General features: G+C 67.9%; 15 protein-coding genes and 1 pseudogene. 8 read left to right on the forward strand and 8 right to left on the reverse strand.

Annotation, left to right across the window (positions count from 1 at the left end; translation table 11 throughout):
- Positions 1-53: 53 nt before the first annotated feature.
- The 4 genes from AC5L30_RS02900 to AC5L30_RS02915 all read left to right on the forward strand — a co-directional run bounded on the left by AC5L30_RS02900 (position 54) and on the right by AC5L30_RS02915 (position 4529).
- Entirely contained in the window at positions 54-1031 is a 978-nt protein-coding gene (locus tag AC5L30_RS02900) for an ABC transporter ATP-binding protein (RefSeq protein WP_494865316.1), read from the forward strand.
- 15 nt (positions 1032-1046) lie between these two features.
- Positions 1047-1805, forward strand: a complete 759-nt coding sequence (locus AC5L30_RS02905; RefSeq protein WP_494865124.1) for an ABC transporter permease — start codon at positions 1047-1049, stop codon at positions 1803-1805.
- A 31-nt stretch (positions 1806-1836) separates the two neighbouring features.
- A complete protein-coding gene (locus tag AC5L30_RS02910) occupies positions 1837-2619 on the forward strand; it encodes an ABC transporter permease (RefSeq protein WP_494865126.1) in 783 nt (260 codons plus the stop codon).
- A 527-nt stretch (positions 2620-3146) separates the two neighbouring features.
- Complete coding sequence (locus AC5L30_RS02915) at positions 3147-4529, forward strand: FAD-dependent monooxygenase (protein ID WP_494865318.1); 1383 nt, start codon at positions 3147-3149, stop codon at positions 4527-4529.
- A 94-nt stretch (positions 4530-4623) separates the two neighbouring features.
- Here AC5L30_RS02915 and AC5L30_RS02920 read toward each other — a convergent pair whose 3' ends face one another.
- Positions 4624-5151 (reverse strand): pyridoxamine 5'-phosphate oxidase family protein, encoded by a 528-nt coding sequence (locus tag AC5L30_RS02920; protein WP_494865127.1) that lies wholly within the window; start codon positions 5149-5151, stop codon positions 4624-4626.
- Entirely contained in the window at positions 5148-5816 is a 669-nt protein-coding gene (locus tag AC5L30_RS02925) for a DUF899 domain-containing protein (RefSeq protein ID WP_494865129.1), read from the reverse strand. The genes AC5L30_RS02920 and AC5L30_RS02925 overlap by 4 nt, the downstream gene beginning before the upstream one ends.
- A gap of 131 nt (positions 5817-5947) precedes the next feature.
- On the opposite strand from AC5L30_RS02925, the gene AC5L30_RS02930 reads away from it, so the two are divergent.
- Positions 5948-6409, forward strand: coding sequence for a winged helix-turn-helix transcriptional regulator (locus tag AC5L30_RS02930; RefSeq protein ID WP_494865131.1), 462 nt, complete (start codon positions 5948-5950; stop codon positions 6407-6409).
- A gap of 220 nt (positions 6410-6629) precedes the next feature.
- Here AC5L30_RS02930 and AC5L30_RS02935 read toward each other — a convergent pair whose 3' ends face one another.
- The gene (locus tag AC5L30_RS02935; protein WP_494865132.1) at positions 6630-7418 is read right to left on the reverse strand and encodes a nucleotidyltransferase domain-containing protein; all 789 of its coding nucleotides are present in this window, start codon (positions 7416-7418) and stop codon (positions 6630-6632) included.
- Positions 7419-7549: 131 nt separating this feature from the next.
- Between AC5L30_RS02935 and AC5L30_RS02940 the strand changes: the two are divergent.
- The 3 genes and pseudogenes from AC5L30_RS02940 to AC5L30_RS02950 form a co-directional block, all read left to right on the forward strand.
- Positions 7550-7828, forward strand: a pseudogene (locus AC5L30_RS02940) (alpha/beta hydrolase family protein); the annotation flags it as partial.
- Positions 7829-7987: 159 nt separating this feature from the next.
- Positions 7988-8755: an arsenate reductase/protein-tyrosine-phosphatase family protein gene (locus AC5L30_RS02945; RefSeq protein ID WP_494865134.1), complete on the forward strand. Its 768-nt coding sequence runs from the start codon at positions 7988-7990 to the stop codon at positions 8753-8755.
- Positions 8752-9153, forward strand: a complete 402-nt coding sequence (locus tag AC5L30_RS02950; protein ID WP_494865135.1) for a VOC family protein — start codon at positions 8752-8754, stop codon at positions 9151-9153. The genes AC5L30_RS02945 and AC5L30_RS02950 overlap by 4 nt, the downstream gene beginning before the upstream one ends.
- An 87-nt stretch (positions 9154-9240) precedes the next feature.
- On the opposite strand, the gene AC5L30_RS02955 is transcribed toward AC5L30_RS02950, so the two are convergent.
- The 5 genes from AC5L30_RS02955 to AC5L30_RS02975 form a co-directional block, all read right to left on the reverse strand.
- The gene (locus tag AC5L30_RS02955; protein ID WP_494865136.1) at positions 9241-10002 is read right to left on the reverse strand and encodes a phosphotransferase; all 762 of its coding nucleotides are present in this window, start codon (positions 10000-10002) and stop codon (positions 9241-9243) included.
- Positions 10003-10244: 242 nt separating this feature from the next.
- On the reverse strand, positions 10245-12446 hold the full coding sequence (locus AC5L30_RS02960) for a hypothetical protein (protein ID WP_494865138.1): 2202 nt from the start codon (positions 12444-12446) through the stop codon (positions 10245-10247).
- On the reverse strand, positions 12443-12787 hold the full coding sequence (locus tag AC5L30_RS02965) for a hypothetical protein (RefSeq protein WP_494865140.1): 345 nt from the start codon (positions 12785-12787) through the stop codon (positions 12443-12445). Before AC5L30_RS02965 ends, AC5L30_RS02960 begins: the two co-directional genes overlap by 4 nt.
- A gap of 103 nt (positions 12788-12890) precedes the next feature.
- On the reverse strand, positions 12891-13352 hold the full coding sequence (locus AC5L30_RS02970) for an HNH endonuclease (RefSeq protein ID WP_494865141.1): 462 nt from the start codon (positions 13350-13352) through the stop codon (positions 12891-12893).
- A 136-nt stretch (positions 13353-13488) separates the two neighbouring features.
- Positions 13489-14049, reverse strand: a complete 561-nt coding sequence (locus AC5L30_RS02975) for a dihydrofolate reductase family protein (protein WP_494865143.1) — start codon at positions 14047-14049, stop codon at positions 13489-13491.

The raw sequence follows: 14049 nt of genomic DNA on the forward strand, positions 1-14049 counted from the left end.
TTCCATGCTTCTGCAAAGATCTTGCAGTCTGCTGTCTGATTTCATAGGCTGCGATAGTGAACGATCATCCCCTCGTCGCGGCGCGAGGTCTGACCAAGATCTATCCGCCACGCGGCTCCACAGCGGAGTTCCGGGCAGTCGACGGCATCGACTTCGCGCTGGAACGGGGGGAGTCCTTCGGGCTGCTCGGGCCCAACGGGGCCGGCAAGTCCACCACCATGCGGATGATCGCCGCCACGTCGCCGATCAGCGGCGGCAGGCTGCGCGTGCTGGGCATGGACCCGATGACACACGGGCCCGAGATCCGCGCCCGGCTGGGCGTCGTCACCCAGGACGACTACCTGGACAACGAGCTCACCGTTCGGGAGAACCTGCACATCTACGGGCGGTACTTCGGCCTGCCGCGGGCCGTCATCCGGGACCGCGCGACCCGGCTGCTCGACTTCGCCCAGCTTCAGGAGAAGGCCGGCGACCAGGTCGAGACGCTCTCCGGCGGCATGCGTCGCCGGCTGACCATCGCCCGCTCCCTGATTAACGAACCGGACATCCTGCTGCTCGACGAGCCGACCACCGGCCTCGACCCGCAGGCCCGACACATCCTGTGGGACCGGCTCTTCCAGCTCAAACAGGAGGGCGTCACGCTGATCCTCACCACGCACTACATGGACGAGGCCGAGCAGCTCTGCGACCGGCTCATCGTGGTCGACCACGGCCGGATCGTCGCGCAGGGCTCACCCCAGGAGCTGATCACCAGGTACGCCACCCGCGAGGTTCTCGAACTGCGCTTCCGCCTCGACGAACGGGACACCGCGGCGGAGAAACTGCGGACGTCGGTGCTGGCCACCGGCGGCAACGACGCCGACGGCCGCGTCGAACTGCTCCCCGACCGGGTGCTCGTCTACACCGCCGATGGCGAGGCCGCCCTCGCCACGGTGCACGCCATGTCGCTCACGCCGCTCACCGCCCTGGTCCGCCGCGCCACGTTGGAGGACGTGTTCCTCAAGCTCACCGGCCGATCGCTCATCGAGTAGCAGGGGAGACCACTGGTGTTTCGCGTCTTCCGATACTGGGTCACGCTCTACCGGCGTACCTGGCGGGGCTCGATCGTGATCAACGTGCTGAACCCGTTGCTGTTCCTCATCGGCATCGGCGCCGGGCTGGGCGCCCTCGTCGACGACAACGCGCCCGCCCAGATCGCCGGCGTCTCCTACGCGGCGTTCTTCGCCCCGGGCATGCTGGCCGCCGCCGCTATGCAGAACGCGTTCCTGGAAGGGTCCGCGGGCGTCGCCCGGGCCGCGGGCTTCGGGGCGTACCGCAGCGCCACACCGACACCGCTGAGGCCGGAACAGCTCGCCGCCGGGCACCTGCTCTACATCACCTTCCGGGTACTCATCGCCAGCGGCGCCTTCATCCTGGTGATGGCCGCGTTCGGGTTGATCGGGGGATGGTGGGCCCTCGGCGCCCTGCTCGGCGCGACGCTGACCGGGGTCGCGTTCGCCGCGCCCGCCGCCGCGTGGGCCGTCGGCGTACGCAAGCTGCGCCACATCGACACGGTGTTCCGCTTCGCCATCATGCCGCTGTACATGTTCTCCGGCACGTTCTTCGCGGTCTCACAGCTACCCGAGTGGATCCAACCGGTGTCCTACCTGCTGCCGCTGTGGCACGGGGTGGAGCTGTGCCGCACGCTCAGCCTCGGCACAGCGACGATCACCGGCAGCTCGGTCCACATCGGCTACCTGCTGGCACTCGCGATCGGCGGCTTCCTGGTCGCCCGGGTCACCTACCGGCGACGGCTGCACCCGTGACGGCCCACGCCCAGAGCCTCGGGGAGGCACCATGACCACCGTCGCCGTACCCGCCTGGACGAGACGCCGGGCCCTGGCGCTCATCGAACGCAACTTCATGATCTACCGCCGGTCGGTGACGCCACTGCTCAACGCGCTCGTCGAACCGATCCTGTACCTGCTGTCGATCGGCGTCGGCGTCGGGATGCTCGTCGGCACGGTCCCCGGCGTCGACGTCCCGTACGCCGCCTACGTGGCTCCGGCGATCCTGGCGACCACGGCGATGAACACGGCATTCAACCAGACGAGCTTCGGCGTCTTCGTCCGGATGAGGATCGAGAAGACCTACGAGGCGATCCTGCCGACACCGCTCTCGGTCACCGACATCGCCGTCGGCGAGGTGACCAGCGCGATGATCAACGGGCTGCTGACGTCGATCGGATTCCTCACCCTCATGGCCGTTGGTGGGCTGGTCACGTCGGCCTGGGTGCTGCTGGCCCTACCGGCGTCGCTGCTGATCTCGTACGCGTTCGCCGCCGGCGGCCTGGCCGTCACGACGTACCTGCGCGACTTCCCCGACTTCCAGTACATCCAACTCTTCATGCTGCCGATGTACCTGTTCGCGACGACGTTCTATCCCCTGTCGGTCTATCCGGAGGCGGTGCGGCCCCTGGTCCAGGCGCTGCCGCTCTACCACAGCATCGAACTGGTCCGCGAGCCCGCGTTGGGCCGCTTCGGCTGGGACCTGCTGATCCCGGTGGCCTACCTGCTCGCGTTCGGCTCGATCGCGATGTCCGTCGCCACCCGTCGAATGACCCGGGCGATGCTGCGCTGACCGGCTCTCCCGCGCGTCACCGCTGGGCGACGATGGCCTCGAGCACCGAGCGGGCGGAGGTCGGGCGGCGCAGAGCGAGTCCCGGGAGGCGGCCTGGTGGCTGGTGTACAGGATTCGTTTGGCTCCTGCGGCGTGTGCGACGTCGATGGCGGCGCGGTTCGCGACGAGCGCGTCGGGGCCGCGGATGGAAAGGACTCGACGGCAACGCGCTCGGGAGCTAGTTTGCAGGTGACCGCGACACCGCCCGAGGAGGTGAGACCCATGAACGTTGTAGCGATGTGGGTGCTCCCCCTTGCCGTCACGGTCGGGCGATTGACATAGGTGTCGCCGGGAGCGCCCTGCCAACACGGCACTCCCGAGAGGCAACACCCATGCACCCTGCGCAATTCACCGCCGAGCCGTCGTCGACCGATCCGGCCTCCGCCGTGGGCGACATCCGCGGCCTTTCACCATCGTCGGCCGCCACCACCGACCACGCGCCCCGCACGTACGACGTGATCATCGCCGGGTGCGGGCCGACCGGTGCGATGCTCGCCGCCGAGCTGCGGCTGCACGACGTACGGGTACTCGTTCTGGAGAAGGAGACCCAGCCGGTGTCGGCCGTCCGCGTCGTCGGCCTGCACATCCGCAGTCTCGAACTGATGGCGATGCGCGGGCTGCTGGAACGCATCCTCCCGCACGGGCGGCAGCGTCCGGCCAGCGCCTACTTCGCCGCCATCGCCAAACCCGCGCCCACGGGCCTGGACTCCCGGTACGCCTATCTGCTGGGTATCCCGCAGCCGGTCATCGAACGTCTGCTCGAAGAGCACGCCATCGAACTGGGCGCGCAGGTCCGGCGCGGTTGCGCGGTCGCCGGGTTCGAGCAGGACGACGAGGGTGTGACCGTCAAGCTGACCGACGGGGAGCGACTGCGGTCGCGCTACCTCGTCGGCTGTGACGGCGGGCGCAGCACGGTGCGCAAACTGCTCGGCGTCGGCTTTCCCGGCGAGCCCGCACGGACCGAGAGCCTGATGGGCGAGATGGAAGTGGGCGTCCCGCAGGAGGAGGTCGCCGTCGCGGTGGCCGAGATCCGCGAGACCCAGCAGCGATTCTGGCTCCGGCCCGCGGGCGTCGGGGTCTACAGCGTCCTGGTGCCCGCCGCCGGGGTCAGCGACCGCGCCGAACCGCCCACCCTCGACGACTTCAAACACCAGTTGCGCGCCATCGCCGGGACCGACTTCGGCGTGCACTCGCCGCGCTGGTTGTCCCGCTTCGGCGATGCCACCCGGCTGGCCGACCGTTATCGGGTCGGGCGGGTGCTGCTGGCCGGCGACGCGGCGCACATCCATCCGCCCATCGGCGGGCAGGGCCTCAACCTGGGTGTTCAGGACGCAGTCAACCTCGGCTGGAAACTGGCCGCGCACATCCGGGGCTGGGCGCCGGAAACCCTGCTCGACAGCTACCAGGCCGAACGTCGTCCGGTCGCCGAGGCGGTGCTGGACAACACCCGAGCCCAGACGGAGTTGCTGTCCACCGAACCGGGCCCACAGGCCGTACGGAGGCTACTCACCGAGCTGATGGACTTCGACGAGGTGAACCTCCACCTGCTCGAGAAGATCACCGCCATCGGCATCCGCTACGACTTCGGCGCGGGCCCCGACCTGCTCGGTCGCCGCCTGCCCGACATCGACGTGAAACAGGGCCACCTCTACGGTCTGCTGCACCGCGGCCGCGGCCTGCTGCTGGACCGCACCGAACGCCTGACCGTCGGCGGCTGGTCAGACCGGGTCGACCACCTCGCGGATCCCACTGCGGCACTGGACGCTCCGGGCGTCCTGGTGCGGCCGGACGGCCACGTCGCCTGGATCGGCGACGACCAGCAGGATCTGGACGACCACCTCTCCCGCTGGTTCGGCGAGCCCGCCCACTGATCTCAGGCCGGCGGCCTCGACGTCAAGGTTGAGGAGTGCGGCCCAGAGCAACCAGCGGCGGACGGGCTCGGGGCGTCGCCCCGAGCCCGGTCACTCAGGTGCGGTTGAACCGCCAACGGGTCGCGGTCAGCCCGTCCGGCCCGTAGCCGAAAGCCCGGACGGGGGAGACGTCGTAAAAGGCATACTCGGGCGATCCCGGCAGACTCTCGTCATGGACTCGGCCGTCCCTGATGGCGAACGTCCAGCCGTACTTTGTTGCGAAGGCGGCGGCCACCCGGCGCAGCGCGGTGCCGCCCGACACCTGGTGAGCTTCGCCGCTTACCACCAGGTCGAGGTCCTCGCTGCTCACGGTGATGACAGCGCGGGGGTTGCGGGCCAGATTTCGGCCCTTGCGGGAGTTCGGGCGACTCGCAATGCACGGCACCCCATCCACCAGCACCAACATCACCGGCGCGGCATGCGGACGGCCATCCGGTCCCACCGTGGACAGCCAACACTTGTGCGCCGACTCCAGACAGGCCAGTGCCTGGCTCCAACGCTTGAGTGTCGCCACGTCGGTGTTGAAGGGTGTTGCATCTTCCTGCCGGAAGAGGAGCTCAGCGACCGGCGTGCCGACTGTCATGACGGATCCTTAGTCGCGTCGTACTCGTCGTGCAGCCGCCACCACTGGTAGGGCTGGGTCTGCGGCCAGCCTGCCGGCGAGTCCTCCCAGCTCTCCTGTCGGCCATATGGCGTCAGGTCGAGGAAGGCCCAGTTACTGCCGAGCCGCTCCACGCCCCGGGCGGTGGTGGTGTAGGTGCGGAAGATCCGGTCCTCGGCCCGGAGGAAGACGTTCAGCGCGAATCCGTCGCCGGTTCCCATGTCGGCGTTGAAGCTGTTGTTCAGCGACGAGTACCAGGGCAGGGCCCAACCCATTCGCCGCCGCAGCGCCAGCAGGTCGTCCAGTGGGCCATGGGACGTCAACGCCAGGGTGACGTCGCGGGCGTTGAGGTGGGCCAGATGTCCGACGTTGTCGGTGAACATCGAGCAACCGGAGCAGACGGCGTCGACGCCGTGCCACATGAAGGTGTACACGATGAGCTGGCGGCGGCCTTGGAACAAGTCGGTCAGAGTGGCAGGCCCGGACGGGCCCTCGAACACGTATTCCTGCTCGACCGGCGTCATCGGCAGCCGGCGACGCGCCGCGGCTACCGCGTCGAGTTGGCGGGTGAGTGCCTTTTCGTGGACTCGCAAGGTGTTCACTGCGTCTTGCCAGTCCCTGGTCGGGACGATCGGCGGTTGGTTCATGCGGGCCTCTTTCGGCTTCCATACGCGTGTGGAGGGGGCATAGACCAGCAGTCCGTTCCTTAAGGAGATGGACTGACGTGACGCTAACAGAGTCAGTTCCTTGAAGGAACCATCTTGCGTATCGTGGCGTCATGCAGCGAACGCAATTCGGCGCCATGGCGTGCTCGATCGCCCGCACCCTCGACGTCATCGGTGAGCCGTGGTCTCCGCTGATCTTGCGGGACATCTACGCCGGCACGCACCGCTTCGAGCAACTCCAGCGGGGCCTGGGCATGTCCCGCAAGGTGCTCGCCGAGCGGCTGAACTGGCTGGTCGAACAGGGCGTCCTAGCCCGGCGTGAGTATTCCGCCCGGCCGGTCCGGCACGAATACCTGCTCACCGACAAGGGGCAGGAGCTATGTGATCTGCTGCTTGTCATGGTGCGATGGGGTGACCGGTGGACGGCGGACGAGGCCGGCCCGCCGGTGCTTTACCGCCACCACGCCTGCGGCAAGATCAGTCACGTGGAACTACGGTGCTCGGAGTGCGAACAGCCCATGCGGGCTACGGACATCGATCTGTTGCCCGGGCCTGGAGCCCACCCCAAGTCTTGACCATCGGATCGGTCAACATCGCCGTGGTCTGGTGCGGAGCGGGACGACGAAGCGCGTCCCATCGACGGCGGCCACCAGCCAGCCCCACACCGAGCAGCCGCGCCGGGCGGAGCTAGGCTCGGGCGTCGATGAACACGGCGTTGGAAACTCGGTAGCAGCCCGGGCGCAGGCAGTGCTGGCTGCGGTGCCGTCGTACGTGGGACGTGAAGAGGTCGGAGTCTCAGTGTTTCTGAGGCAACTCGGCCTGTGGACTGCCGCTTCGTGCCGGCCGATCCATCGCGGCGAGTTCGGTGAGAATCGGGTGTAGCCGATCGGCCAGGGTCGCGTCGATGCGAGTGAGCTCCGCGCTCAGAGCCGTTGCGGTGGCCGAGAGTGCACGGCGTAACTCGGTCTCGTCAATGGAGCGGACCAGGGTCGTTTCGAGCGGACCGGTGATGTCGGGCGGCAGTAGGTGGGCGCCTTTGGCGTAGCTGGTGGGATGGCCCAGGCGCTGGCAAGCGAGCGCGATCGTCTGGGTGCGCATGGCACTGATCCAATGCTCCGCTTGCCAGTATCTGCCTCGTTCGATGCTGATCCGTGCGTGTAGCGCATGGTGCCATGCCAGGCCGGCCGTGTGGTCGTGGCCGCTCGGTGCGGGAGCCTGGGGTGGTGTGGCTCGCCCGAATACAAGTCGCCAACTCGGGCCTCGCGGCCCGAAATCGGCCTCCGGACTGAACGCGAGGTCGGCTTCCAGGCAGTGAGGCAGAAGGAACACCCGGTAGATCGCAGACCCCGACGTCAGATCCCAGTGGTGGACCGCCGCGAAGTCCTGATACAGCTGCTGCGTCCATCGACGCAGGACGGAGTCGAGCGGACCTCTGACCCCAAAGGCCAGATCGATGTCCGACCAGCGATCCTCATCGTCGGTGGCGTGGGAGCCAATGATCGCGGCGGCGACGACAGCGGGATCGTGTTCCGCCAAGTGCAGCAGCCGCCGCTGGATCAGATGGCGTTCCTCCACGGAGAACATCAGGTCACACTGCTCTGACACCTACTTGCCCCGGCTGCGGGAGACGCGGGGCTGAGGCGGCGGCGAGCCGTTCTCGCTCGCGCCATGGCTAGCGGATCGCGCGCGTCCATGAGGACATCATGCCTCGCCACGGCGGCAGCACCGGTTGGTCCCGCATCGGCCCTCACCCACATGACGCGGCCAGCCCGATCTCCTTCGACAGCCACATCCGCACACCGGTGCTCATCCTGCACGGCGCCGAGGACACCAACGTCCCCCTCGGACAGGCCGTGTACCTCCACCGGGCGCTGCGCCACTTCGACGTTGAGCACGAGTTCGTGATCTACCCGAGAGAGGGCCACTCAATCCGGGAACGCAACCACCAACTCGACGTCCTGCGCCGGACCCGCGCCTGGTTTGATCGCTGGCTCCGGGCTGCGCTCCGGCGATGTGTTCGTGCCCGGCTCACGATGGGTCTCGACTCTCCTGATAGCGGGCCGGCGGCTCAACTCACCGTCGGGGAACTCGACCGTGGCCGCATTTCCGCTCGCCTCAAACCAATCAAGAAGGTTTGATGTATCTTCGTGGTCATGGTGCCAGCGAGTCACACCGCGCCGCCGTTCGTCCGGCTGGCCGCACACCCGCTGCGCTGGCAACTGCTGACCGCACTCGCCCGCAGTGACCTGCGGGTCCGCGAACTGGTGAGCCTCCTGGCCCAGCCGCAGAACCTTGTCTCCTACCACCTACGGCTGCTGCGCGACGGCGGCCTGGTCACCGCCACCCGCAGCAGCTTCGACGGTCGTGACAGCTACTACCACCTCGACCTCGACAACTGCGCCCATGCGCTGGCAGGCACCGGCGCCGCTCTGCACCCCGCCCTGCAGTCGGGCCGGACTCCACCGGCCCCGCCGGCCCACCCGCCGAGAACGGTGCTGTTCGTGTGCACGGGCAACAGTGCGCGTTCCCCCATCGCCGAAGCCCAGCTCCGACGCCACGCCACCGGGAACGTGCAGGTGACCAGTGCAGGAACCCGCCCGCGAGCGCAACTACACCCCCATGCCGTGCGGGCTCTGCGCGACCAGTTCGGCGTCGACGTCGCGAGCCGGCACCCGCGGCACCTGGACACGCTCACCGGCCGCCGCTTCAACTACGTGATCACCCTGTGCGACAAGGCCCGAGAAGTCTGTCCCGACTTCGGTAACCCGGCCGGTCAGCTGCACTGGAGCATCCCCGACCCCGCCGCAGCCGGCACCCGCGACGACTACCCCGCCTTCTTGCAGGTTGCTGCCGACATCGACACCCGGGTGCGGCATCTGCTGCCCGTCCTCGCCACCGATCCTCAGGAGACCAAACCGTGAGCGCACCTGAGCAATACGTCAGCGTCCGCTACCTCGTCGACGATGTTCACGCCGCCGTCGACTTCTACACCGCCCACCTCGGTTTTCACCTCAAGACCAGCGCGGCCCCCGCCTTCGCCGACGTGGTCCGCGGCCCGTTACGACTGTTGCTGTCCGGACCCGCCAGCTCCGGTGCCCGCGCCACCCCGAACGACGCCACCAGCCCCGGCCGCAACCGCATCCACCTCATCGTCGACGACCTGGACACCGAGATCGACCGGCTCCGCGACGCGGGCCTGGCGTTCCGCAGCGAACTGGTCTCCGGGCCCGGCGGCCGTCAGATCCTGCTCGCCGACCCCGCCGGCAACCTCATCGAACTTTTCCAGCCCGTCCCCGAAGCCACCCCCGCCAACACCTAAACCCAGTCGCACTTCGCCGCCCGCAGCCGTACCTCGACGATGGAGGGGCAACGCACGTCGTGCGGGACCAATGGGGGCACTAGTGGCCTAGGCGACATCCCGGCCCAAATGATCGGCATGCGCGGTGATCCACCGCGCGTCGCGTCGGTAGAGCCCGACGTGACCGCGAATGTCCTCCTGCCCTCGATCAGCCCGGGCCTCGGTGAAGGCGGCGAGGTCGTGTAGTCGATGGACCGCGACCTGGAGGATGCGAGCAGGCTCTTGCTCCGAGCCGTAGGCATTGCAGAGCATGCGCAGCCGACGTGCCCGCTCGCCCAGGTCACTGTCGATAGCGTCGCCGTTGTTGGGATCGGCCAGCGGCACCAGCCGATAGGCAAGGTAGGCCAGATCCCACGACCGGGGACCGGGCCAGGCCGTGTCCCAGTCGATGACTCCGGTGAGCCGCCGGTCGGTGAAGACCATGTTGTACGGCGCGAAGTCGTTGTGACAGATGACCTCAGCTGGCTGCCGCACCGGGAACTGCCAAACTCCGTCGACGGTGTCGAAGCTCGCGGTGGCGTGGTGCAGTTGTGCGAGGTGGACACCTGCCTGGGTGAGGACGCTCTCACTCCAGATCCAGTCCGGCAACGGGTACTGCGGCACGATGCCTGGCAGGCACGAGACGCTGTCGCGTCCGTGCTCATCGGTCCCGAGCGGCTGCGGGACCCAGGTAAGGCCGCGCTCACGAAGATGTCCCAGCAGGCGTTGGATCGTGGGGCTCCAGGCCCCGGCGCCGCGCCGGACAGTGGCACCGACACGTGTCGCGCCCCCCATGTGGCCCCCGTGCAGCACCTCCTCCTGCTCGCTCACCGCGTTCGCGCTCTGGTCTGTCATGCCCGACATCCTCAGCGAGTGAGGGGCTGCAAAGCCACCGCGTTCCCGGGCCAAAGCCGGGGATCGGGCCATAGCTCATTTACTAGATTGCCGTTATCGATAATCCAATAAATAACGTCCACAAAAGGTGCGAACCGCACATGCATCATAATGACAGTTCTTGTGCGTAACGCATGAGGATGGTGTAACCATCTCAAGCCCGGCCTCACTCGGCTGGCTCAGCCGGCCGTCCGGTCGTCGCCCGGGACCACCAGCGCTCGCAGCTCGCCGGCCAGCGGGTGGAAATCCACCGACATTGCGTCGAGGGCGTCGGCCAACCGGCCGAGCTCGGTGTGCCAGCCGCGCTCCGCCGCCTTCGTCGCGAGGTGCAGGGCGAGGTCCCTGGTGCGTTCGGGACCGGCCAGCACGCTCAACGCACCAAGCACGTTGTGCATGAGGTCGAACGCCGCTTTGTCTTGCCGCATCGCCTCGTGGAGACGTGCATGGCGAGGCATGGTGAGGGCGATCACCCGCAGGTACGCCGTGACGATGTCGGATCCTGTCTCGTCACGCCGCTCGATTCCGGCCACGGCTCGGGTCCGCGCGCGGGCGTACAGCTCAGGCAGCGCCCTGCCGATGTCCGTCGGGTAACGCCAGAGGGCCTCGTCCGCCTCCAGCAGCCAGGTTTCCAGCAGATCGGCGGCCGCAGGGACGAGATCGCTGGTGAGCGAACCGCTTCGGCGGGCCAGCGGGCCGGGCTGGTATGCCCAGTCGGGCACGAAAGAAGCCGGGCCTCCCCGGTCTGCGGCCCTGATGACCCGGTGTTCCATGCCGCCGAGGTCGCTAATGCGGATGGCGTGAATGATGTCCTCGGCGCGAGGATCCAGCAGTATCCGGCGCAGCAGGGCGACCCCGGGCAGCACCGCGTCCTCCGGGACACAGGACCGGACCCATCGCGCGAGTTGGTCGAACGACAGACCGCTGCGATCACCGACCGCCTTGCGCGCCTTCTTGATCGCCGGGAGCAGCACGCGCGGAAGGATGCGGGCTCCCCAGGCCGCGTCGAACTCCAGCTTGGCCATGCTGCGCCAGTGTTGATCGGGATCCGTCAGGTCGTCACCGAAGCGCTCCATGGTCGCGATGACGTCGGGCTCGTCGAAATGCTCGGCGTAACGGTCGCGCACCTCCGTCTCGACCGAGAGCTGGACGATGTGCAGCTGGTCGGCGAAGGAGGGAGCGCCCACGCCGCGACTCAGTTCCGCCAGGTGCTGCGGGATGGCGAGGTCGAGTCGCCGGAGCGTCTCCTCGACCTCGCCCATCGCCTGCCAGTGTTCGGCGTCGTCCCGGGGCGGGAAGTGCGGATATCTGTGCAGGACCTCACGGAGCGACTCCTGGTGCCGGGGTCGCGGCTTCGTCGTCCGGCACTGCTCGCAGATCTCGACGAGCGTCCTGATCAAGTCGTCGGCGGCTCGCAGTGTGTCGGCAGGCACCCACGCCTTCAGGGCTGTGTCCCGTAGGGCCTGGTAACGAGCCTGTGGGGACGGATGAGTAGGCGGCCGGGCCAGGAAGTGCGACCGCTCCACGAGGTCCTGTGCCTCGAACAGCAGCCGCACCCCGCAGAGGGCCGCCAACAGCTCGAACTGCTCGTCGTCGTCAAGTTCATGATTGACGAAGCGGGCCATGGTCGCCGCGATGGCGCCGGCGTCGGCCTCGATCTCCTGCACGACGCCGGCATCCATCGTCGACGTCCGAACCGCTTCCGATCGTGGGTCGAGATGGCCGAGTGTGATGTGCTGGGCCTCGTGGTGAATCAGGAATCGTTCGGCGTGCAGCGTCGTGCTGAGCGCGACCATCAGTTGCGACTGCGTGTTCCACACCACGGTGGGTAGCTGGAATGAACCGTGCAGCTGCGCCGAGCCGAAATAACACCGGGCAAGGCGGGCGAGCACCTCGGTGGGTATCTCGGCGCCGGCACGATGGAGTTCCGCATCAGCGTCCTCCGTCCCGACCTGGACCGTCCAACTAACGATCATCAGCTTGGCGAGGAAATAGAGCGCGGAGAGAACTTCGCGGTCGATGGCGATGAGATAGGAGCCGCCCGCCGGCACCGTCATGGCGCTCCACGACCGCGACGGGAGGAACGCCAGATGGGTGCGACGAAGCCGGTCCGCATTTTCCGTCAAAGGGCTCGCCGGGAGCCGTTCGAAATCGGAAAGAACCTCGTTGAACAGCGACGAGGAGAGCTGTTCCGGCCATTTGTCGTGATCCACGCCAAGCATGGCCGCGACGACCTCCTCGTCGCGGGCGGTGAACCCCTGCTCGATCGCCTCCCTGACGCGCGTCAGCACCTGTTCCCGCCGGTCCTCCGGCAGGTCCTCGTTCCCCAGCAGCGTCATCTCGTCGGCCAGGATCTGCGCGGCGGACCGCTCGGGCTCGATCATGGGTGTGAGCTGCAGTAAGCCGACAGCCCCAGGCGCGTCACCAGCACGGCGAACAGGTAGATCGTCTCCTGGTCGAGCATCCCGGCCACCGCGTCGGCGACCGCTGCGGCCTCCACGACCGCGTTGTGCTCGGCACCGCCGTCGACGAAGACTCGCACGCCGTTGCTGGAGCAGATCCTGTCCTGCAACTGCCGCGTGTTCTGCTGGAACCAGGCGCGGCCCAGCCGTACGTACGCCTGCATGTCGTTGAGGCCGAAGTCCTTCGGGCCGGTCGCCTTGCCCAGCATCCCGAACAGCTCGTCCTCGTCCAGCAGCACCAATTCGTTCAATGCGTCCGTCATGCGGGGAGCCTAGGTCTGTTGTAGAGGGATCGACAGCCCCGGATCAGGCGACGGATCCGGCCGAACAGTCCGTGGCGCCGGCCGCACTGCACGCACGAAGTGACTACGAGCGGCCGTATGCTGCGCGGGCCTGGGCTACCTCGGCGGCCTCGCGTTCACGCCACCGGCGCTGAGCCTCCCGGTTGCACGTACGACAGACCCGACGGTACCGGCCGGTCGCCGGGTCGAGCTCACGGTCGTGACCGTTGCGGCACTGTGCCGGCTGGATTCGGCTGCGGCATGCCTCGGCCCGGCTGAGCTGGCGCAGATGTGTCGGCTCGATACAGTCGGCGACGCCGCAGGTCTGGTCGACGTCGAGGGCGGGGTCGTACCCGCCGACGAGGACGACGTACGCGGCGATGTGCGCCCATGCGCGACCGGCGACCTTCTGGTGCACCCCGCGTCGCCGTCCGTAACCTTCGACAATCAGGCAGCCGTTGTCGGTGCGGTGTGAGCGCTCCAGCAGGTAGGCGCGCAGCGACTCCTCGGTGTGGTACCGGGACAGACCCTTCACGGCCGAGAGCACGGTGTCACCGTACCCACGGCACGCGGCGTCGTCGAACGACGCCTGACACGCCGGCGTGCCTGCTCGGTGATTGGTCGCTCGGCGGTCCAGTCGACGTCACCGACACATGTCCGGGTCGGTGACGCCGACGACCGTCTCAGGTGCGAGTGCGGTAGTGCAGGGACGCCACACCGCTACTGAGCCGGCGACTGCTCAGTAGCTCCAGGCCGACGCGGGTACCGCTGGGCAGCCCGGGCTTGCCTCCGCCGGTGAGGATGGGGTGGATCAGCAGGTGGCACTCGTCGACCAGTCCGGCCCGGAACGCCTGCGCCGCGAGGTGCGCGCCGCCGATGGTGAGGTCACTGGTGGCCGAGGCTTTCAGGGCGCGTACCGAGGCGGGGTCGAAGTCTCTTTCGAGTCGGGTCCTGGCGGTCGATGTCGCGTCCAACGTGGTGGAGTAGACAATCTTGTCCGCTGTCTGCCAGACATCGGCGAAGTCGGCGGTGAGCTTCGACTGCGCGGCCAGGGCGGGTTCGGTCTCCCAGACGGCCATCGACTCGTACAGGCGCCGGCCGTAGAGGTAGGTGCCCATGGGCCGAACCAGGTCGGTGATGAACCGGAGGTACTCGTCGTCGGGTGGGGTCCAGTCGAATCTGCCGTGTTCGTCCTCGATGTAACCGTCGAGGGACACGTTGGTCACATAGATCAGCTTGGCCAT

The organism is Micromonospora sp. BQ32, from assembly GCF_059358895.1.

Bases quoted from the DNA above. Each gene is read 5' to 3' on its own strand.
- AC5L30_RS02910 (WP_494865126.1), top strand. From the start codon at position 1,837: ATGACCACCGTCGCCGTACCCGCCTGGACGAGACGCCGGGCCCTGGCG.
- AC5L30_RS02915 (WP_494865318.1), top strand. From the start codon at position 3,147: ATGCTCGCCGCCGAGCTGCGGCTGCACGACGTACGGGTACTCGTTCTG.
- AC5L30_RS02920 (WP_494865127.1), bottom strand. From the start codon at position 5,151: ATGACAGTCGGCACGCCGGTCGCTGAGCTCCTCTTCCGGCAGGAAGAT.
- AC5L30_RS02925 (WP_494865129.1), bottom strand. From the start codon at position 5,816: ATGAACCAACCGCCGATCGTCCCGACCAGGGACTGGCAAGACGCAGTG.
- AC5L30_RS02930 (WP_494865131.1), top strand. From the start codon at position 5,948: ATGCAGCGAACGCAATTCGGCGCCATGGCGTGCTCGATCGCCCGCACC.
- AC5L30_RS02935 (WP_494865132.1), bottom strand. From the start codon at position 7,418: ATGTTCTCCGTGGAGGAACGCCATCTGATCCAGCGGCGGCTGCTGCAC.
- AC5L30_RS02945 (WP_494865134.1), top strand. From the start codon at position 7,988: ATGGTGCCAGCGAGTCACACCGCGCCGCCGTTCGTCCGGCTGGCCGCA.
- AC5L30_RS02960 (WP_494865138.1), bottom strand. From the start codon at position 12,446: ATGATCGAGCCCGAGCGGTCCGCCGCGCAGATCCTGGCCGACGAGATG.
- AC5L30_RS02965 (WP_494865140.1), bottom strand. From the start codon at position 12,787: ATGACGGACGCATTGAACGAATTGGTGCTGCTGGACGAGGACGAGCTG.
- AC5L30_RS02975 (WP_494865143.1), bottom strand. From the start codon at position 14,049: ATGGCCAAGCTGATCTATGTGACCAACGTGTCCCTCGACGGTTACATC.